16 protein-coding genes are annotated in these 20,539 nt (G+C 55.4%); 10 read left to right on the top strand and 6 right to left on the bottom strand.

The window, feature by feature from the left end:
* Positions 1-146 precede the first annotated feature (146 nt).
* The 5 genes from J7U39_RS27485 to J7U39_RS27465 all read right to left on the bottom strand — a co-directional run bounded on the left by J7U39_RS27485 (position 147) and on the right by J7U39_RS27465 (position 6,866).
* Positions 147-1,094 carry a hypothetical protein gene (locus J7U39_RS27485; RefSeq protein ID WP_018517582.1) on the bottom strand — a complete coding sequence of 316 codons (948 nt, stop codon included), beginning with the start codon at positions 1,092-1,094 and terminating at the stop codon, positions 147-149.
* Between the two features lie 846 nt (positions 1,095-1,940).
* Positions 1,941-3,017 carry a D-alanine--D-alanine ligase family protein gene (locus tag J7U39_RS27480; protein ID WP_018517581.1) on the bottom strand — a complete coding sequence of 359 codons (1,077 nt, stop codon included), beginning with the start codon at positions 3,015-3,017 and terminating at the stop codon, positions 1,941-1,943.
* A gap of 183 nt (positions 3,018-3,200) precedes the next feature.
* Entirely contained in the window at positions 3,201-4,448 is a 1,248-nt protein-coding gene (locus J7U39_RS27475; protein ID WP_050566348.1) for an acetyl-CoA carboxylase biotin carboxylase subunit family protein, read from the bottom strand.
* Between the two features lie 294 nt (positions 4,449-4,742).
* Positions 4,743-6,017, bottom strand: coding sequence for a diaminobutyrate--2-oxoglutarate transaminase (gene ectB / locus J7U39_RS27470; protein ID WP_168299473.1), 1,275 nt, complete (start codon positions 6,015-6,017; stop codon positions 4,743-4,745).
* Between the two features lie 390 nt (positions 6,018-6,407).
* A complete protein-coding gene (locus J7U39_RS27465) occupies positions 6,408-6,866 on the bottom strand; it encodes a TlpA disulfide reductase family protein (protein ID WP_018517578.1) in 459 nt (152 codons plus the stop codon).
* Between the two features lie 996 nt (positions 6,867-7,862).
* On the opposite strand from J7U39_RS27465, the gene nifH reads away from it, so the two are divergent.
* The 10 genes from nifH to J7U39_RS27415 all read left to right on the top strand — a co-directional run bounded on the left by nifH (position 7,863) and on the right by J7U39_RS27415 (position 18,881).
* On the top strand, positions 7,863-8,756 hold the full coding sequence (gene nifH, locus J7U39_RS27460; RefSeq protein ID WP_003551759.1) for a nitrogenase iron protein: 894 nt from the start codon (positions 7,863-7,865) through the stop codon (positions 8,754-8,756).
* A gap of 95 nt (positions 8,757-8,851) precedes the next feature.
* Positions 8,852-10,336: a nitrogenase molybdenum-iron protein alpha chain gene (gene nifD, locus J7U39_RS27455; RefSeq protein WP_168260058.1), complete on the top strand. Its 1,485-nt coding sequence runs from the start codon at positions 8,852-8,854 to the stop codon at positions 10,334-10,336.
* A 94-nt stretch (positions 10,337-10,430) separates the two neighbouring features.
* Complete coding sequence (gene nifK, locus J7U39_RS27450) at positions 10,431-11,972, top strand: nitrogenase molybdenum-iron protein subunit beta (RefSeq protein ID WP_168301761.1); 1,542 nt, start codon at positions 10,431-10,433, stop codon at positions 11,970-11,972.
* Between the two features lie 54 nt (positions 11,973-12,026).
* On the top strand, positions 12,027-13,424 hold the full coding sequence (gene nifE, locus J7U39_RS27445; RefSeq protein ID WP_207603904.1) for a nitrogenase iron-molybdenum cofactor biosynthesis protein NifE: 1,398 nt from the start codon (positions 12,027-12,029) through the stop codon (positions 13,422-13,424).
* A 77-nt stretch (positions 13,425-13,501) separates the two neighbouring features.
* The gene (gene nifN / locus J7U39_RS27440) at positions 13,502-14,821 is read left to right on the top strand and encodes a nitrogenase iron-molybdenum cofactor biosynthesis protein NifN (protein WP_207603903.1); all 1,320 of its coding nucleotides are present in this window, start codon (positions 13,502-13,504) and stop codon (positions 14,819-14,821) included.
* A 25-nt stretch (positions 14,822-14,846) separates the two neighbouring features.
* Complete coding sequence (locus J7U39_RS27435) at positions 14,847-15,188, top strand: hypothetical protein (protein WP_210633188.1); 342 nt, start codon at positions 14,847-14,849, stop codon at positions 15,186-15,188.
* 13 nt (positions 15,189-15,201) lie between these two features.
* Positions 15,202-15,525, top strand: coding sequence for a ferredoxin III, nif-specific (fdxB, locus tag J7U39_RS27430; protein WP_207603967.1), 324 nt, complete (start codon positions 15,202-15,204; stop codon positions 15,523-15,525).
* Between the two features lie 329 nt (positions 15,526-15,854).
* Positions 15,855-16,880 (top strand): aspartate-semialdehyde dehydrogenase, encoded by a 1,026-nt coding sequence (locus J7U39_RS27425; RefSeq protein ID WP_168301765.1) that lies wholly within the window; start codon positions 15,855-15,857, stop codon positions 16,878-16,880.
* Positions 16,877-17,977: a uridylate kinase gene (locus J7U39_RS27420; RefSeq protein ID WP_210633187.1), complete on the top strand. Its 1,101-nt coding sequence runs from the start codon at positions 16,877-16,879 to the stop codon at positions 17,975-17,977. The genes J7U39_RS27425 and J7U39_RS27420 overlap by 4 nt, the downstream gene beginning before the upstream one ends.
* Positions 17,978-18,635: 658 nt before the next feature.
* Positions 18,636-18,881, top strand: coding sequence for a DUF6429 family protein (locus J7U39_RS27415; RefSeq protein WP_041365332.1), 246 nt, complete (start codon positions 18,636-18,638; stop codon positions 18,879-18,881).
* Here the strand turns inward: J7U39_RS27415 and J7U39_RS27410 are convergent.
* Entirely contained in the window at positions 18,850-20,493 is a 1,644-nt protein-coding gene (locus J7U39_RS27410) for an IS66 family transposase (protein WP_210633186.1), read from the bottom strand. The genes J7U39_RS27415 and J7U39_RS27410 overlap by 32 nt on opposite strands.
* Positions 20,494-20,539 lie beyond the last annotated feature (46 nt).

Below are 20,539 nucleotides of genomic sequence, written 5' to 3'. Positions count from 1 at the left end.
CGTATTCTTTTTGTACGATTCGCATATCCTCTATAGTTTCGGCAGGTGCTGCGACTTGTCATTTGTGGTTGTTGACGTCCACGCTCGTGCTCGAAAACACCCACGGCAATGGCCTTTGACGCCATGCGTGCCGTGATCTCCAAAACTCAGTTAGTGGCCATTTGCGCCACACCGATTGTTGCCGCAATCTCGGAGCATACGAGGGGCAGTTTCGCAGCCAGCTGCTTATTGTTTTTCTCGATGAATTTGAGAAACACCTCGTCGTACATGGTCACATAGTTGAGCTTCCCGACTGCTGAGCTCGACAAAACCGGGATTGATGACAGATCTATTACGGCGCGAGGCTCGAGACACAGAAGCGCATTCCGAAGAATGGTTGCGTATTCATCATTCACATCGGTGGTCGCGATCACAGCGATCGACCGCGGTCCGCGTGCGCGTCCAACTTCTGCCGGGCGGATGAGCGCGACTTCTACGTCAGTCAATCTGCGGAGACGTTTGCGAAGTTTCTTGGGATTCCGCGTTACGATTTCTGTCGAGCGGAAACGCTCTCCCACGCCACTCCTGATCAGGTCACGACCCAGCATACCCGCCCCAATCATTAAAAGGCGGTCGCGTGGCGCTCCGTCTTTGAACAGGTCATCTATGATGTCCCGGACGATTTGGTCATAGTTGAACGGTGCAATGAACCCATGTCGCGCACGCGCTCTGCGACCCACATCGATCGCGAACCGTGCTATTTGAAAAATCGGAAGGTTTGGATCAAGAAGTTCACTAGCTTTTTCGAGTTGATCGCTGACGTAGTTCTCGCCGAGGATCTGGGAACGGGCGCCGGCTGCGATTTCGGCAAGACGCTGAACAATAGGGACCGCACCTTGAATGCGTCCACATGCAAAGCCAGAAAATACCGTGCTATTGATGTCCCCGAGTGCCGACTCGTTACAATAGACCTCAACCCGTAGGCAGGTCGTAACCAGCAGAACTCCTTTTCGCGCTAGTTCGCCCGCAATCGGCTTGATCTTCGCCGAATGTTGCGCCATGGCAAGTGGCGAGGTCATCTGATGATCAACATAAATGCCAACAAGTTCGCTCATCGCTATCTCCTGAAGGACTGAAGCACAAGCGGTTTTCGACGACGTCACGAGTTGAAGCTCTTCATCGAGCCTTGCTCTGTCGCGAGACGCAGGACCGTCCTGACCCTTTGCGCTCAGTATGAGGTCCGCTACGTGTCGTCACTGCCGAACGGCATCGAGGTCCGCGAGTTCGGGTTGGAAGCCGTTCTGTGCATGCCGATGCCGTTAGCCCGGGGAAAACCTGTATAACGAGCAGACATTGCGTTGCTTTTTTCAATCTATCGATCTCCGTTTTCCGCGACATGGTCGGGTGGCTGTTCCTGCCGAATTCCTCTTTGCAAGGTTCGTGCCGAGTTCGGGCGGTGAGCCATGGACATGTATTTACGTTTTGATTCCGTCGCTTAGCTTAAAAATAGCAAACCAGTGGTTCGACAAGAATGTGGCGCGGACATTACAAACCCGACATTTGATTTCGGATGTTCGTTGTCATGTCGGGACTGCGCCGTTCGGCCCTTCGAGCGAATTAAAACCTGGATGAGTTTTGGCGGGAAGGTCATCAAAAGCTTCGGATCACACTTTTTACCGAGGTCAGACCGAAGTCTGAGTTCGCAAGTAATAGAGGGAGGTACAAATGAATCTCTGCTTGCGCGCTCCATGTGGGTTCGAGGGTGCGGCTTCCTTGTTCCATGTCGAGCATGGCGCGTCGCAGCTCTCAGGTCGCTCCGTTCATGACGCTGACCAGGGAACATTCGTGTTCGCCCTGCCGCCAGTCGCTGCTTTTTGTGGCGAGCAACTCGATCGACGCGAGATCTAGAAAGCTAGAGCCTACGATGCAGCGCCTAACCTCCGGCGACATCTTAACTCGGTTCAGGTTGCTCGTGCCGCCCTTGCCAATCCATGTTCTACAAGCCGATTAATGAACTCGCGATAACTGACGCCGCTCGCTGCCAGCACCTTCGGATACATGCTGGTACTGGTAAAGCCTGGGATGGTATTGACCTCGTTGATATAGAACTGCATGTTCGCAGTCAGGAATAAATCGACACGAGCCATGCCGTCGCAACCTAAAGCTCTGAATGCTAAGGCTGCCGCCTCCTGGATCTGCATCTCGACATCCTCCGGCAGTTCCGCGGGAACCGTCAGTGCCGCACCGTCCCTGTCGACATACTTTGCGTCATAGCTGTAGAAACCGTGGCTTTCGGATGCTTTGATCTGACCCGGGCGAGAGACAAAGAGTCCGCCTTTCGTATCCTCCAGCACGCCACATTCGATCTCAAACCCGGGGATGAATTCCTCAGCCAGCAGCTTGCAGTCATGCTTAAAACCTTGGGCAAGCGCTAGCGCGAACTCCTGCGTCCCAGAAATCTTTCTCACTCCGACTGACGAACCTTGCCGTGCCGGCTTGATGAAAATCGGCGAACCAAGTTCGCGCTGCAAAGCGGCCAGCGAAGGCGTCTTGCCCATGTGAATGGTGACTGAACGCGCAACTGGCAGCCCCGCCGACCTGAGCAACTGTTTCGCGATTTCCTTGTCCAACGACGTCGCTGAACCGAGGATGCCGCAGCCGGCGAGCGGTACTCGCGCGACATCTGCAAGCCCCTGCACGGAGCCATCTTCCCCATGGAGCCCATGCAGCACCGGGAACAGGATATCGATTGTCCCAGCGCCACTTATGCTGCCGTCTGGCATAACTGCTATCATGCGCCCACGTCCGCCGGGGACGAGGCAGACCTCTGTTCCCGCTGATGGGGTCGCGAGCGTATCATTCTCAAATTTGCTCAACAACCATCGTCCCTCCCGCGTGACGAAGACGGGAACGGCATCGTATTTGGTTGGCTCTATAGCCTGCATGATGTTTGTCGCCGAAAGCACTGAAGCATTATGTTCTGTAGATCGCCCTCCAAAGAGAACGGCGATACGAAGTCTGATTGAACGGGTAGTCATGGTGACTTCCTTAGCGCAAGGTATTGAATTAAAGCCAATGACAACCGGCCGTTTGCAAAGAACTCGAAGCTCGCGAGCGACAGTCATTCTGCGTCGAAAAGCGGACGGAAACATGTAGAGCGGCCCAGACGACGCTTGTCGTTCGAAGGTCATGTCCGTGATGTCTCCAACAGCTTCAACGTTTTAAGAAACATTAAAAGCATCATCGCTGGCTTCCGCGTCATCAAACGGTTTAATCGACCAATCGATTAGGTCGAAGGCGCGCTGAAGTATGGTCGTCGTCTGTTTCCGACAGGGCGAAGTGACGATGATGTGCCCGATACTGTCTCGGTAATCGCCTTTCCTGATGATCGGCGCCTTGGGTCCGACATGGAGCTTCACCTCAACGACACCTGGTACAGCCGCTGCCTGACTAGCGCCTCGGATCCAGTCGAGGGTGCCATCGCGATCGGGAAGTAGATTTCGAAACGCCGCAGTTTGCGAACGCGTTCGAAGCAAATCACATTTGTCGCCGATAACAAGTTTGATGTGCTCGGTAACGAGATCGACACCGTGAGCCAGCTGAACCAATTGAGGATCGCCGGCAAGACGCGGATTGACTTCAATGACGACCGGGCCACGCTCTGTCCACCGGAGTTCGATGTTAGCAGGTCCCCAGCCAAGACCGAGAGCTCGCAAGCAGCTCAGCGAAACATCGTCGATACGTTGACGCTCCTCACGAGTTAGCAACGCTGGAAAAATCGACTGACGAAAGACGAAATGCGGTGGACGATCGAAGTCGGCGGCCTCAATTCCAATGACTTCATGTCCCATCGTATGAGCGATATAATGGGGGCCTTGTGCGAATTCTTCGACCAATATTCTCGGCGACGACCGCCAAGCGTACGTCCCGCCTAACAGATAGGTTGTATGTTCGGCTATCTTATTGACGTCGCTGCATAAGCAGACGCCACTGCTGCCGTTTCCGACGGCTGGCTTCAGTATCACTGGCAGGCCGATCTCCGCTGCAGCGCCTAATACGCCTTTCACATTCGCTGCGACGCGATAAGCAGGTACGGGAACGCCGGCCTCCTCGAGCAACTGGCGCTGAGCGAATTTGTTGCAGCATTGCTCAATTGATTTGGGGTTTGGCCCCGGCAGATCGAGATGCCGGCAGACTTTGGCGGCCACCGCACATACAGCCTCCTTGGCACACGTAATGCCGGCAACGTCGTAGGTCGCACGCAGCTGGTAACATTCGCGGATCACCGCATCGAAATTGTTTGTCTCGACGCGGATTGCCTCAATCCCTGCGTCCGCAAGACAGTCGTACTGAGCTGTATCAGTCGACAGGATAACTGGATGAAGATCAAGCCGCTGCGCCGCTTGAACGTATAGCAAACCATTGCTCGCGGGATCGCCTTCAACCAAAATGAGTGCTCTTGTGACCATCGGCTGTTGACCCTTTATCGCTTGGCACGCGGTACGGACGAGGGTTGCAACGCTCAACAAAGACCAGTTTGGCCAAGACATGTGAGCTCGCTCTCGCTCATTTCGGGTTGCTGTTTTGCAATGTCGCTCCTCTTGGCCAGAACTCCCTTGGTGTTCCATCGAGATGCTCGCTCCCCTCGCCGCTGGAGTGAATCTCGACATTATTTCCGCGAACGTCCCTCAACGTGTCTTCGAAGTGAGTTCATGGCTCGCTTGGCCCCTGCATCGAAGCTCGTGCCCATAAGGGTTTGAGCGTCAAGCGCTTGCGTGGACAGACAGGTCCAGAATGTCCAGACCCCGTTGAAGCGTCTGCGCATCAATCGTCAGGGGTGGAAGAAACTTGATAACGTGGTCCTCCGCACCGCATCTCTCGACCACAAGCCCCCCCTCAAAGGCTTTGCGTTGGATTTTTTCGGCCAAGTTGCCAGTAGCGCAGTCGAGCGCCAGCATCAGGCCTCTTCCCCGGACGGATAGATTGTGTTTTTGGGTGCTTTGCGCGATCTGCCGCAGGCGCTCGCTCATGACGCTTCCCTTTTTCATGACATCGTCACACAGATTGTCATTCGCCCAGAATTTCCTCAAAGCGCTCGTCGCTGTCACGAGCGCAAGATTGTTGCCTCGGAACGTCCCGATGTGCTCTGCCGGCTGCCATACGTCGAGCTCCGGCTTGAGCAGCAAAAGGGATAGCGGCAGCCCAAGGCCACTCAGTGACTTCGACAGAACGACAATGTCGGGTGATAAACCGGCGAACTCAAAGCTGAAGAAACTGCCGGTTCTCCCACATCCTGCTTGAACGTCGTCAACGATGAGGAGAATGTCATTCTTTCTGCAAAGTCGCTCAACCGACCGCAGCCACTTCTCGCTCGCAACGTTTATGCCCCCCTCGCCCTGAACGGTCTCCAAAATGATGGCAGCTGGCAGATCAATGCCACTGCTTGCGTCAGACAGCACCTTGTCCAAGTATTCCGACGTGTCTATATCGGCTCCAAAGTAGCCGTCATAGTGCATGAATATGCCACCTGCCGGAGGAAGGCCCGCCACATCGCGGTAGTGTCGATTGCCCGTGACCGCAAGTGCGCCCAGGCTCACTCCATGAAAAGCGTTGGTAAATGATATTATATTGCGACGTCCCGTAACCTTGCGTGCGAGCTTTAGAGCAGCTTCCACGGCGTTGGTGCCAGTGGGACCGGGAAACTGAAACTTATATTTCAACCCACGTGGGTGCAAAATTGTCGCATCAAAACACTCCATAAACTCTCGTTTGGCTGACGTAGCCATGTCCAATGCATGAATGATTCCATTCGATTTCAGGTATTCCGCCACGGCGTTGAGCAAATCGGGATCGTTATGACCGTAGTTGAGAGCGCCGGCGCCTGTGAGAAAGTCGATGTATTCAAAACCTTTCTCATCCTCGAGAATGGCTCCCACGCCCTTCCTAAATACGGTGGGAAAGGATCGCGAATACGACCTAACATTCGATTCGAGGTTTTGGAATGCAGAAAGCGAGTTGGAGTTGCTGTCAATCAACACGATCTTCCTCCGCTGCGATTTCGGTCTGCTGTCACAAGCCAGGGTCCGAACGGAATGCCGGCTGGCACAGCGGTTATAACTTGGCGACCTTCGTCGTCCGGCCCATTTCTTTCAAGTTTCGTGCCAGTTAGCTTCGTTGTAGCCGACCCATATTATTCACTGCTGTGCCAGCTATTTAGGCGCTCAAATATGGGACTGAGAAATGAAGGCATGTCGCTGAACCCGCGAATTGTCGTGACAATGTCGTACATCGTGTCTCCTATGCACGGAAGACCGCTTGTGGCGTGCGGACCTCATAAGCGAGTTAGTTTATGTTTTTGCTGTGATCCCTTTGAATCGGCAGTGGAGGCGGGTGTGATCGACGCATTCAGCAGGCTGCGTGGCCTTGCGCTAGCTGCCGTCAAGCACTTTCGGCACAACGTAATCGAGGCCCGTAGGGTCGATAGCGGCGACGTTTCCGTCGCGGTCGACGATGAAAAGGGTAGGCACTTCTGTAGAATGGCTCGGCTCCATCCAGAGCCTGTATTTTTGGCCTGTTAAATCGACCCCTATTCCAAAATTCAGATTTGGGCACGTCCGGTTCAGCCATGCGTGCACATCAGCTCGAGCCTCAGCCGCCGTTGAATCGCGTTCAAGCAACACGACACCGATGACGTCAAGACCAACATCTCGGTATTTCTTCTGCAGTTGCCTGAGACGGGGCATCTCGCGCGCGCAGGCTGGGCAGGTAGTTGTCATAAACGCGATGATGTAAACTTTGCCACGTTGAAAAGCCTCAAGAGACTCGCCACGAACCCATTCCAAATCGTTGATTGAAGGTGCTAGGTCTCCTACCTTTAAGTCGGGCATGCCTGTACTCCTTAACGTGTTCAAACCAACGCGGTTATCCCGCAACGCGGATGCGGCGGCCGTTCCGCTGCCTCTCAATAGCTCTCAAGATTCGTGCCAAGCTGGCCGATCGAGCTGACAAACTATAATCCGCCGCGATTCCAGCTATGTGGGCGTAAAATACGGGATTGAGAACAAGAACGCCTGTCACGTAACCGACAAAGGTAGCGACAACGCCGTAACTCATGACGTACCCCAACTAAATAGGCCATTTGGAATTTGCCAACTTAGATCCCTGACGCGGAGAAATGGTACTCGGCGAAGGCTCGAAAATTACGAGCAGATCATTTGTTCTGAAGTTGGCAAAGGTGGTACGCTACTGAAAAGCCGAGCTTTCTGAACGATCTACGCCGGGCGGGTGCCCTTGAAGAAGCAGCTAGGCAACTTGGACCATGCCGCACGACGTGTGGTCACAAGTGGCGCCTTCTTCGTCGTCTAAGGGTCATGATTGCTGACCGTGTGTGCGGGGGCGAGAGCTTCGTTGACATCACTGCCACTATCATAATGGACAGCAGAGTAGGACGTTAACCCTATGCGGGCACCAGACGCGGCATGGCGCTTGTCATCGCCGGAGACAGCGCTTGCGGCAAGTGATCAGAATTTGTTACGGCCGGTCTGGTGATGGCTGCTCTAACAAAGTCCTAGAAGCTACGCATGGATAAATGAGACATCCTGCCGGTTGGTCAGATATTGCACAAACGGCCACCATTCATTGGCCCTCAGAGGGTGACAATCTATTTCGACATTGTCATCACCTTTGTCGGTTACTTGACAAGCGTTTGTGTTCTCAATCCCGTATTTTACGCCCACATAGCTGGAATCGCGGCGAATTATTGTTCGTCAGCTCAATCGGCCGCTTGGCACGAATCTTGAGAGCTATTGAGAGGCAGCGGAACGGCCGCCGCATCCGCGTTGCGGGTAACCAAATTGCTTCGAACACATGAAGGAACGCCAAGCATGGCAGCTCTGCGTCAGATCGCATTCTATGGAAAAGGCGGAATTGGCAAGTCCACTACGTCCCAAAACACGCTGGCCGCCCTTGTAGACCATGGGCAGAAGATCCTCATCGTCGGCTGTGACCCTAAGGCTGATTCTACGCGCCTGATCTTGAACTCGAAGGCCCAGGATACGGTTCTTGATCTCGCAGCAACGAGAGGTTCGGTTGAAGATCTTGAACTCGAAGACGTGCTCAAGGTAGGCTATAAAGGTATCAAATGCGTGGAGTCTGGCGGTCCGGAGCCAGGCGTCGGCTGCGCGGGACGCGGCGTTATCACGTCGATCAACTTTCTCGAAGAGAACGGCGCCTACAACGATGTCGACTACGTGTCTTATGACGTGCTCGGTGACGTTGTGTGCGGCGGCTTCGCGATGCCGATCCGTGAAAACAAAGCTCAGGAAATCTACATCGTCATGTCCGGCGAAATGATGGCGCTCTATGCCGCCAACAATATCGCCAGGGGCATCCTGAAATATGCTGCAGGCGGCAGCGTGCGCCTGGGTGGCCTCATTTGTAACGAGCGTCAGACCGACCGCGAACTCGACCTCGCCGAAGCGCTGGCTGCCAAACTCAATTCCAAGCTCATCCACTTCGTGCCACGCGATAACATTGTCCAACATGCCGAACTTAGAAAGATGACGGTGATCCAATATGCGCCGGACTCTCAGCAAGCGGCCGAGTACCGGACACTTGCCCAAAGAATACATGACAATTCTGGCAAAGGCACCATCCCGACCCCCATCACCATGGAAGAACTTGAGGACATGCTTCTCGATTTCGGGATCATGAAAACCGATGAGCAGATGCTTGCCGAACTTCAAGCCAGGGATGCCAAGTTGATAGCTGCCCAGTGATCACACTGACGCGCAGCGACACGCAAGGCGCCCGTCGTCCCGTGAGGGAGGTTTCGCCATGAGGCTTCATCCGGATTTTCTAAGGGGTAGTGTCAATGAGCTTCAAATACGACAATGACAGTGACTTCCATGCCAAGCTTATTGCAGACGTGCTGTCGCAATACCCGGGCAAAGCAGCGAAGCGCCGCAGTAAACACCTCAGCGTTGCAACGAGCGAAACGGACGCAAACGCGATCAGCGAATGCGAGGTAAAGTCGAACATCAAGTCTGTTCCAGGCGTGATGACGATACGCGGCTGCGCCTATGCCGGTTCAAAAGGTGTCGTCTGGGGACCAATCAAGGATATGGTTCACATTTCACACGGGCCTGTGGGTTGCGGTCAATATTCCTGGTCGCAACGTCGCAACTATTACGTCGGTCTGACAGGCATCGACACATTCGTGACGATGCAATTTACATCTGATTTTCAGGAAAAAGATATCGTTTTCGGTGGTGACAAGAAACTGGAAAAGGTCATCGATGAGATTGCTGAACTTTTCCCGCTAAGCAATGGCATCACCCTACAATCGGAATGTCCGATCGGTCTGATTGGCGACGATATTGAGGCCGTAGCGCGAAAGAAGGCCAAAGAACACGCGACGACCGTCGTGCCAGTACGCTGCGAAGGCTTCCGTGGCGTGTCGCAATCGCTTGGCCACCACATCGCCAACGACGCAATTCGAGATTGGGTCTTCGACAAGAAAGACATAAAATTCGATCCAGGTCCCTACGACGTAAATGTCATAGGCGACTATAACATTGGCGGCGACGCATGGGCCTCACGCATCCTGCTCGAGGAGATCGGATTGCGCGTGGTCGGCAACTGGTCCGGAGATGCAACTCTCGCCGAAGTGGAGCGCGCGCCGAGAGCGGCACTCAACCTCATTCACTGCTATCGGTCGATGAATTACATCTCCAGGCACATGGAGGAAAAATATGGCATCCCTTGGATGGAATATAATTTCTTTGGACACTCCCAAATCGATGCCTCGCTGCGCAACATTGCCGAACACTTCGGGCCGGAGATCCAAGAAAAAGCCGAAAAGGTCATAGCCAAATACCAACCCCTCGTTTGGGCCGTAATCGACAAATACTGGCAGCGCCTTTCCGGCAAACGGGTGATGCTCTACGTCGGGGGATTGCGTCCTCGTCACGTCGTCACCGCCTATGAGGACCTCGGGATGGAAATCGTAGGAACCGGTTACGAATTCGGTCACGGCGACGACTATCAGCGCACTGGCCATTATGTAAAAGATGGCACGCTGATCTACGACGATGTGACTGGCTATGAACTTGAGAAATTCATTGAGGGAATTCGGCCCGATCTCGTCGGGTCCGGCGTTAAAGAAAAATACCCGGTGCAGAAAATGGGCATTCCATTCCGTCAGATGCACTCCTGGGACTATTCTGGTCCGTATCACGGTTATGACGGCTTCGCAATTTTCGCTCGGGACATGGACATGGCCATCAACAATCCAGTTTGGGGTCTCTACGACGCGCCCTGGAAAAATGACCGCATTTTGGCGGCGGTTGCTGGGTGAGAACATAGCGTTCGCGCGTAAACGCGCAACGGCTTAAACGACGCATGTTTCTGGACCGCCCTTGAGCCGCGGCCAGATCGAAAGAGGTGACCCTATGCCGCAGTCAGCTGAGAAAACTCTCGACCACGCGCCCCTATTCTGCGAGCCGGAATACAGGAAGATGTTGGCCAAAAAAAAGCTGAAATTCGAGTGCCCACACCCGGATCAGGTCGTGTCGGACCAGCGCGAATTCACGAAGAGCTGGGAATACCGAGAGAAAAACTTGGCCCGCCAAGCCCTTGTCGTCAATCCAGCCAAAGCCTGCCAGCCCCTCGGTGCGGTGTTCGCAGCGGCGGGATTCGAGCGAACGATGTCGTTCGTCCATGGCAGCCAAGGTTGCGTTGCCTACTACAGATCGCACCTATCGCGCCATTTCAAGGAGCCGTCATCGGTGGTCTCGTCATCGATGACAGAAGACGCGGCTGTTTTTGGTGGCCTGAAAAATATGGTCGACGGTCTCGCCAACACGTACAAGCTCTATAACCCGAAGATGATCGCGGTGTCGACCACATGTATGGCAGAGGTCATCGGAGATGACCTGCATGGTTTTATCGAAAATGCCAAAAGTGAAGGTTCGGTCCCGCGCGATTTCGATGTCCCCTTTGCCCACACACCAGCCTTTGTCGGCAGCCATGTCGATGGCTACGACAGCATGGTAAAAGGTGTGCTGGAGAATTTCTGGAAGGGCACCGCGCGAAGTGAAGCCACCGCTTCTATTAACATCATTCCTGGATTTGATGGCTTCTGCGTTGGGAACAATCGCGAATTAAAACGCCTGCTCGACTTGATGCAAGTGACTTACATGTTCATCCAGGACGCATCAGATCAGTTCGATACCCCCTCCGATGGTAACTTTCGTATGTATGACGGGGGGACCAAAATCAATGACGTGAAGGCGGCGTTGAACGCGGAGGGGACGTTGTCCCTGCAATATTACAACACTCGCAAGACGCTGGATTACTGCAGAGCCGTTGGACAAGCGACGACCTCCTTCCGCTATCCTCTTGGCGTCGAAGCTACCGACGAACTCCTGATGGCGATATCTGACATTTCCACGAGAGAAATTCCCGAGGTGATCCGTCTGGAGCGCGGGCGACTCATCGACGCGATGGCGGACAGCCAAGCTTGGCTGTATGGAAAAAAATACGCGATCTACGGCGATCCAGATTTCGTCTATGGGATGGCGCGCTTCATCATGGAAACCGGCGGCGAGCCAACCCACTGCCTTGCCACTAACGGCACCTCAGCTTGGGAGGACGAGATGAAGGAACTCCTCGCATCCTCGCCCTTCGGGAAGAATGCACAGGTTTGGCCAGGCAAAGATCTCTGGGCACTGCGCTCGCTACTTTTCACTGAGCCCGTGGATCTCCTGATAGGCAATTCTTATGGGAAGTATCTCGAACGGGACACCGGTACCCCACTGGTTCGGCTAACCTTTCCAATTTTTGACCGGCACCATCATCATCGATTCCCCCTCATGGGCTACCAGGGCGGACTGCGTCTTTTGACCGCGATCCTCGACAAGATCTTCGACAACCTCGATCGCGAAACAATGCACGCCGGTGTGACAGACTATTCGTATGACCTCACTCGCTAAGAGCGGCGGCCGGCCAGGCGGCCTATCTCTCAAACCAGATATGAAGGCAGACGAATGTCCTCGCCCAACGCCAACATCAAAGATGCCTTCCACGAGCTAGCGAGTGAAAGGAGCGGCGGCAAGGGTCCTAAGGCGCGCCGAAAGAATTGCGCGAGGCCAATGGCCCCGGGAACGGCTGTCGGCGGTTGCGCTTTCGACGGCGCCAAGGTCGCATTGCAGCCGATTACCGATGTCGCGCATCTGATTCACGGACCGCTCGCCTGCGAGGGAAATTCCTGGGACAACCGTGGCACTGCCTCGTCAGGTCCAACACTTTGGCGCACGAGCTTCACGACTGATCTTACGGAAATCGACATCGTAATGGGCCACAGTGAACGGAAGCTCTTTAAAGCAATCCGGGAAATTAAGGAGGGGTATGCGCCCGCGGCAATCTTCGTCTATTCAACCTGCATAACGGCTATGATCGGCGACGACATCGAGGTTGTTTGCAAGCGAGCGTCGGACGAATTTGCGTTACCAGTGGTGCCGGTCAATGCGCCAGGCTTCCTCGGATCTAAGAACCTCGGCAACAAGCTAGCGGGCGAGGCGCTACTAAAGCATGTCATTGGTACCGTGGAGGCCGATGAACCAAGCGTTTGCGATATCAACATACTCGGCGAATTTAACCTCTCGGGTGAGTTCTGGCTGGTGAAGCCGCTCTTGGATAAGCTCGGCATCCGCGTCCGCGCCTGTATCCCGGGAGACGCGCGATACCTGCACGTCGCCTCCGCCCACCGCTCACGCGCAGCGATGACGGTGTGTTCGACAGCGTTCGTTGCTTTGGCACGTAAGATGCAGGAACGCTGGGACATTCCATTTTTTGAGGGCTCCTTCTATGGCATTTCCGGCACCTCGGAGGCGCTCCGGCGGATCGCCGATCTGCTTGTAAGGAAAGGTGCCGACCCCTCGCTTTTGCGTCGCACGGAAATCCTTGTAGCGGAAGAAGAGGAAAAAGTGTGGAAGAGGCTGGAAGCCTACCGACCTCGCCTTGAGGGCAAGCGCGTGCTTCTAAATACAGGCGGCGTGAAATCATGGTCGGTCGTCCATGCCTTGATGGAGATCGGCATGGAGATCGTCGGCACATCAGTCAAGAAATCGACGCTCGAAGATAGAGAGCGAGTGAAACAGACCCTGAAGGAGGAGAACCTCCTGTTCGAGTCGATGTCGCCGCGCGAACTTTTCTCGCTTCTACTCGAGAGAAAGGCTGACATCATGCTGTCGGGCGGACGCACCCAGTATATAGCGCTAAAGGCAAAACTGCCCTGGCTCGACATCAACCAGGAGCGTCATCACGCTTACGCTGGCTATGAGGGAATGGTGCAACTTGCTCGACAAATTGACCTGGCAATCCACAATCCGATGTGGCCGCAGGTGCGCGAGCCGGCGCCATGGGAGCCGGCCTTGGTCGTTTAATAACGAGCTAAAAGAGAAGCGTAAGCGCGTCGAACCAAAACCGCGAGATCACTCGCAAAAAATGTTGAGGTCGTACTATGGCACGCGTCGTATCTCAAAATAAGTCGGCGGCGGTCAACCCCCTGAAGTCGTCTCAGCCGCTTGGTGCTGCCTTCGCCTTTCTGGGCGTCGACGGCGCAATACCTCTGCTCCATGGCAGCCAGGGATGTACGAGCTTCGCGCTCGCACTGCTCGTGAGGCATTTCAATGAAGCGATCCCGCTGCAAACGACGGCGATGAACGAAACCTCGATAATCGTCGGCGGCGCGGATCGTCTCGAAGAGGCAATTCTCAGCCTCAAAGCCCGCACAAGACCACGACTGATCGGGATATGCACGACCGCATCGGTAGAGGCCCGCGACGAGGATGTCGCCGGTGACGTCGAAAACATAAAACGCAAGCGGGCGATAGAACTTGTGGGCACCGAAGTGGTACTCGCCAACACGCCGGACTTTGACGGCGCCATAGAGGAAGGTTGGTCTAAAGCTGTTACCGCCATGATCGAGGCAATAACACGACCTGAAAAGCAGTATCGAGATGCAGGCAAGATCGCGATCTTGCCTGGCTGCAACTTAACAGTTGCTGATATTGAACATTTGCGCGAGACGGCCGTAAGCTTCGGGCTCGATCCGGTTATCCTTCCCGATGTGTCGGGAGCGCTCGACGGGTCCATCCCCGAAGAATGGATGCCGACCACATATGGCGGCACGAAAGTGCAGGAAATCCGCGATCTTGGTACTGCGATGCAGTGTATCGCAATCGGTGAGCATATGCGGCGACCGGCTGAAGCGCTACAGAGACTGACCGGCGTCCCATACGTCCTGTTTAGATCGCTAACGGGCCTAGAGAACGTCGATCGCTTTATTCGCGTGCTTGCCGCTCTGTCACGGAAACAGGCGCCGCTCAACGTCCGCCGCAATCGAATGCAGCTGCAGGATGCGATGCTCGACGGACATTTCCATATGGCAGGCAAGAAGATCGCAATCGCCTCCGAGCCGGATCAGCTTTTCCAGTTCTCCAATCTTTTTACTGCCATGGGTGCGGAAATTGCGGTCGCAGTCGCCACGACCGGCACTTCGAAGGCACTCGAGATGGTACCGGCGAACACCGTCAAAGTCGGTGATCTCAGCGATCTGGAGAGTCTCGCCGCAACGGCCGATCTTATCGCCACACACTCGCACGGCCGGGAAGCTGCCAAACGCCTCGGCGTTCCGCTGATGCGGCTTGGTTTGCCAATTTTCGACCGCGTCGGCAGCCAGCAAAAGCTTACAATATTATACCGGGGAACCCGCGATGTGATCTTTGACCTCGCAAACATCATTCAGGCCAACCACCCTCCGAACCCACGGTCCAGTTGACCCAACCGACAGGCGGGAATCGCAAATGAGATCAATTCGTCGCCTCCCACTCTTCAATGGGAGACTCCAGCAACAGCGGCCGAAACTGCCGGCAGGCGCTCTGCGAATTGCGATCGTCACGCAAGATATGAAGGGACTGACAGCGCGGTTTGCATCGGTCAGACTATTTGCCACCTACGACGAGACAAGCGACACGTGGACCTTCGTGGAAGCCGCCGGGATCGAGAATATCTCCGACAAGATCGAAAGACATCGAAGCGAAGGTGAGGCTGCGCTGGGCAAAGATTGTAGACAGCTGCCAACTCGTTTTTGTCTGGCAATCGGCGGGCCTTCGGCTGTCACATTTGCCATCGGCAGAACTCGCTAAATTGGAGGAATCTATGACAAGCTCATGCGTGACTCGCGACGGATCCCAATGGATGCCGGAATATTTGAATTCGATCAACCCTGCGACCTGCATTGGCTGCGGTCGCTGCTTCAAGGTCTGCTCACGCGAGGTCATGCATCTCTACGGCATCGATGAAGCAGGCGACATGCTCGGTGCCTGCGATGGCGAGGACGACTTTAATGGTGAACTCAGTCGGGTCATCATGGTCATTGATTATCCCGGCCGCTGTATCGGCTGCGGAGCGTGCGCCCGCGTCTGTCCAAAGAACTGCCAGACTCATATCGCCGTTGCTCATCTTTCACCGCACGAATCTTGAATTCCGTTCCGAGCGCTAGAAGCCGCCGGCACCGTCCAAATTGCGAGACTATCGCATCGGTTCGAAGACGTGGAGAAGGCCGCATGGCAGCTTCCTGAAAGCAAATCCGCCGGCTGGCGACGCGAAGACCTTTCTAGGCGTCCAATCTGCCATTCGGAGGCAATTATTGCAGGAAACACCAGGTCGAAAGTCCAACGATCTGAAGAGAGGAGGCATTGAACTGTGCATCAAGCCGCGACGACAGACTTCCAGTTACATCCTTGGGCGGCCGAAGCGAGCTTCGAATATTGAAAGCAAGATCCAACCACGAGCGTCTAAATGAGGTACTCATGAGACCATTAGATATTTCTATCGTTGGAGCAACCGGGGCGGTCGGAACGGCCCTGATCAAGTTATTGGAAAAAAGTGAGATTAAGGTCAATCGACTGCGGATGTTCGCCTCCAGTTCGGGTGCGCGCCAATTCAAGTTTCGAGACCAAACATACCAGGTTGAGGCACTCCGCGACATTAGCGATATCGGTGATACCAAAACCGACATTGCATTCTTCTCTGCAGGCGGCGACGTAAGCGGCGTATGGATACCTCGGTTCGCATCCCAAGGAGCCTTGGTGATTGATAACTCGAATGCCTTTCGAATGAGGCCTGACGTACCCCTCATCGTACCACAAGTTAACGCGTGTTCACTTACGGTTCGTCCACCGTCTGGAATAGTAGCAAATCCAAATTGCTCCACGATACAGCTGGTTCGGGCACTGCGACCGTTGATAGCGACGTTCGGCATTAGCCAGGTTCTTTTGACCACCTTTCAAGCCGCCTCAGGAGTTGGCCTGCGCGGGATTAAGGAGCTGGAAGACGGTGTCAAAGCCTGGCTCGAGGGGAGCACCGGACCCGCTGCGGAGAGCTTCCCTGTCCCTCTTGCATTCAACGTCATACCGCAGATCGGACAGATTTCCCGCGAAGGCGTGGCTCTTGAGGAACGCAAGCTGGTTCAAGAGTCACGGAAGATCTTCGGTATGCCTCATCTGCAGTTAGCCGCCACCTGCGTCAGAGTGCCGGTAAAGACGGGTCATTCCGAGGCGGTATACGTCGAGTTTGACGAACATGTTCGACTAGAACAGGTCCATGAGCTCCTGGCAAATGAACCAGGTGTTCGACTTTATGCTGACGGATATCCAACGCCGCGCTATCTGGGAGATCCTGCAGATGTTCACGTCGGACGGGTCCGAGTTAATCCAGAGAACCCGCGCGGGCTGTGGATGTGGGTTGTAGCCGACAACGTTCAGGTTGGGGCCGCACTCAACGCACTCCTCATCGCACAGCTTGCGATCGCCAAAAATTTGATCGGTGAATCATGAAGACGACTATTGTCAAATTCGGGGGCTCGAGTTTTCGAGACCCTTGCCATTATGCCCGAGTTGCTCGGTATTTAGCTGAGCTGCGAGCTGAAGGAGGAAGCAAGATAGTTGCCGTGGTCAGCGCAATGTCTGGAATGACCGACGAGCTGAAATCAACCGTGCTTGGCGTCAATAGGGAAGCAACGCCATCGAATCTCGATGCGACGCTTGCTATCGGCGAGATGCTGAGTGCGTGCCTGTTGGAAGCTGCGGTCAGTCGCCTTGGGATTCCCGTAACGTCGTTGAACGGCTATGTCCTAGGGATACGCACAAATTCGGACTTCGGTCGCGCCTCAGTTGAAAGCGTCGATCCTCAGCCAATCAGGGCTGCACTTCAGGAGCATGACATTGTCGTTGTCGCGGGTGGTCAGGCAGTTGATCAGTCGGGCAGACTAACGTTTCTCGGCAGAAACAGCTCCGATCTGACAGCGGTCGTGATCGCGGCTATGTTGGGAGGGCAAGTGTGCGAAATATATTCAGATGTTAAGGGCGTCTACACGGCAGATCCTCATCTTGTACCAGGGGCACGATTAATCCCGAAGATTGGGTATGGGACAATCGCGCAGATGTCGCGACAGGGCGCAAAGGTGCTGCACCACAGGGCAGTGGATTATGCTAATAAGCACGCAGTCACCATAGTGTGCAAAGCACTGACTAATAACGGAGCGGCGACGGGCACAGTCATCACAGGCCACGAATACTCCAGATCCGTGACAGTAGCACGCGACACAGCAGTATTAGCTGTCGCGAGTGTTGCAGAACGCGATGCTCTCTGTGTCTTTCTTGATCAACACGATATTAGCTCGATATGCTTTGAAGAGGACGGCAGGCCCTGCCTTTGCATCATAACCGACATCGATTTCGCGATGCGCCTCGTCGGAACGGCAGGCACGCGCGCCGTCGCCATCGGATCAAAGGTCGTGGTGACCGAGCTTAATGGCGCGATGTCGCGCGTCCACCTTCACGTTGACTACGAGAGCGCCATGGCACATGCGCAAAACATCCACGAACAAATGCATCCTGCAGCCATTGGCGATCTTGTGATAGAGAACGACTAAACAGCGCCACAAGCGACGCCCGAATGGAGGCGGCGGCGAAATCGCTTGATCTGGCCATCGGCCCAGGGACGCGTCGACTTGGTAGCCATTTGATCGCTGGCGGCGATCGCCTGTTCCACCGCTCTGATAACCCGGCACATCGTCGAGTTCAACATGCAGTCTTCATCGCACAGACAGGGCGCGGACAGACCCGACCGGTGAATACGGATAGGGTTGTAGGTTCCGGATCGACGCTTTCCCGTTATTGAAGACGAGGCAGTCCAATGCGGCTGAAGTTGATAGCCTTCGACTCCGGTGCGCCAGCATATCGTTGTCTGACTCAGGCTCGATCATGAAGTGCTTGCTGGTAGGCCAGAACCCATCGCAAGGTATTGAGCTCGCATTCGCGGGCATTGATGCGGCTGGCGGCAGTCCGCGCCGCGGTGGCATATGACTAGCGCCTCCATTTGATGGCATTGCGTTTGGTCTTCGGCGCACCTTCCAGCCGCCGGACGACTCGCGCAGCCCTGTACGAGGAGAACGCTCCCTGCGGAACGCTCTGATCGAATCGGAGACTTCCACCTATCTTGGCGAACCAGATGTTGGACGGCCCCCTTTTTGGTAGCCATCCGAGGTGGGCCGCAGGACTTAATGGGGCTCGCGTGGTAACGTCGGGTTCATGGAGATCGATGAGGACAAGATCGACGATGCCGTTTTGGCGCTGTTGTGGCTAACGCTGCATAACGAGCGTTGTGCCTGGAAGGGCTTTGACTGGGCAACGACGGATCGCTTGCATCAGAAGGGCATGATCGGCGACCCGGTGAACAAGTCGAAGTCGCTGGTGCTGACGGACGAGGGTCTGCGGCGGTCGGAGGAGCTGTTTCGGACGCTGTTTACGCGGCAACCGATATCGCCACCGCCTTGATCCTCTTCCATTCCCAAGGCAAGAGCTCACGCAGGCGGGAGAAGGGAAGATCTGCGATGCGCGTCAGCACATCTGCGAGCCAAGCCTTCGGGTCGATGTCATTGAGGCGGGCCGTCGTGATAAGGGTCAGCATGATGGCCGCCCGGTCGGCGCCCCGCTCGGATCCGGCGAAGCTCCAGTTCTTTCTTCCACATGCAACCCCGCGCAGGGCTCTTTCCGCCGCGTTATTCGTCATGCAGATCCTGCCGTCGTCGGCGTATCTGGCAAAGTCGGTCCAGCGCGACAGCATATAGTTGATGGGTTCAATCACCGGTGAGGATCGCGACAGGCCTTCGAGTTCCAGCCTGAACCAAGCCTCCAGTTCGTCGAGCAGCGGCTTGCTCTTTTCCTGGCGCACGGCAAGGCGCTCTTCGGCACTCCGACCGTTGATCTCGCGCTCGATGGCGAACAACGCGTCGATGCGTTTAACCGCCTCCAACGCCGTTGCCGAGACAGGCCGTGCGCCTTTACCTCGGCGCGCACTGCGAGAGACGTCGGCCAACTCGAAGAACTTTCGCCGCGCATGGGCAAAACAGAAGGCTGGCGTTACCGGGATTTGTTTCCTGCTCCGGTCGAAGAGCGGATTGAAGCCATTGTAGCAATCGGCCTGCAGGATGCCGGTGAACTCGGCCAAATGTCGTTGCGGATGTTCGCCACGCCGGTCGCTGGAGGCGTAGAAGACGGCAGCCGGCGGCGCGAGCCCTCCAAATGGCCGGTCGTCGCAAACGTAAGTCCATATGCGGCCGGTAATGCACTGCCCCTTGGCCAGGACCGGGATGGTGGTGTCGTCGCCGTGGAGGCGCTCGGCCGCAAACACGTGGGTTTCGATCATGTCGAAGAGTGGCTTGACGGCGGCGCTGACGTAGCCAACCTGGTCGGCGAGCGTCTGGGTTGACAGATCAATCCCCTCGCTGCGGAACCGGCGACTTTGGCGGTTCAGGGGCTGATGCTCGGAGAATTTGTCGAAGACGATGGTGGAAAGAAGGTTGGGGCCAAGGAAGCCGCGCGACGTGGCATGGAAAGGCGCCGGCGCCTGGCTGATGCAGCCACAGTCCCGGCAGGTAAATTTCTCCCGGACGGTTTCGACGATCTTGAAGCGGCGCGGGACCTCCTCCAGCGTCTCGGTAGTATCCTCACCGAGCTTCGACAGACGCTCGCTGCCACAATGGGTGCAGGCGGTCGGCGCGTCGACGACGAGAAGTTCGCGCTCAATATTTTCTGGCCAGGGTTTGCGCACCGGGCGCTTGCGGGTGAAGGCACGAACGGTCTGTGTTTTCGCTGAGGCCGCCTCTGACGCAAGCTCATCTTCGGTCGCATCAGCGACCAGTTCCTCAAGCTGCAATTCCATCTGGTCGATCAGCCGCTGGGTGCGCTCCCGGCTCGGACCGTGTTTGTCGCGTTCCAACTTGGCGATCAGCAATTGCAGATGGGCGTTGAGCGCCTCAATGCCAGAAAGTTTTGCTTTTGCACTGCTCGCTTCAGCCTCAGCGCGTATCCGCGCCTCGCGTTCCGCCAGCAACGCGGCGTGGGCGCTGGTTAGATCGTCCGGCAGTGAGAGAGGCGGTAACGACATGCTGTCATAGAAGCATATTTATCCAACAAATTCAATGCAAAAGACG

Origin of the sequence: Rhizobium sp. NLR16a (genome assembly GCF_017948245.1) — a bacterium.
GTDB lineage: Bacteria > Pseudomonadota > Alphaproteobacteria > Rhizobiales > Rhizobiaceae > Rhizobium.
The sequence above is the reverse complement of the archived record's forward strand: the minus strand, read 5'-3'. Positions and strand labels throughout refer to the sequence as shown.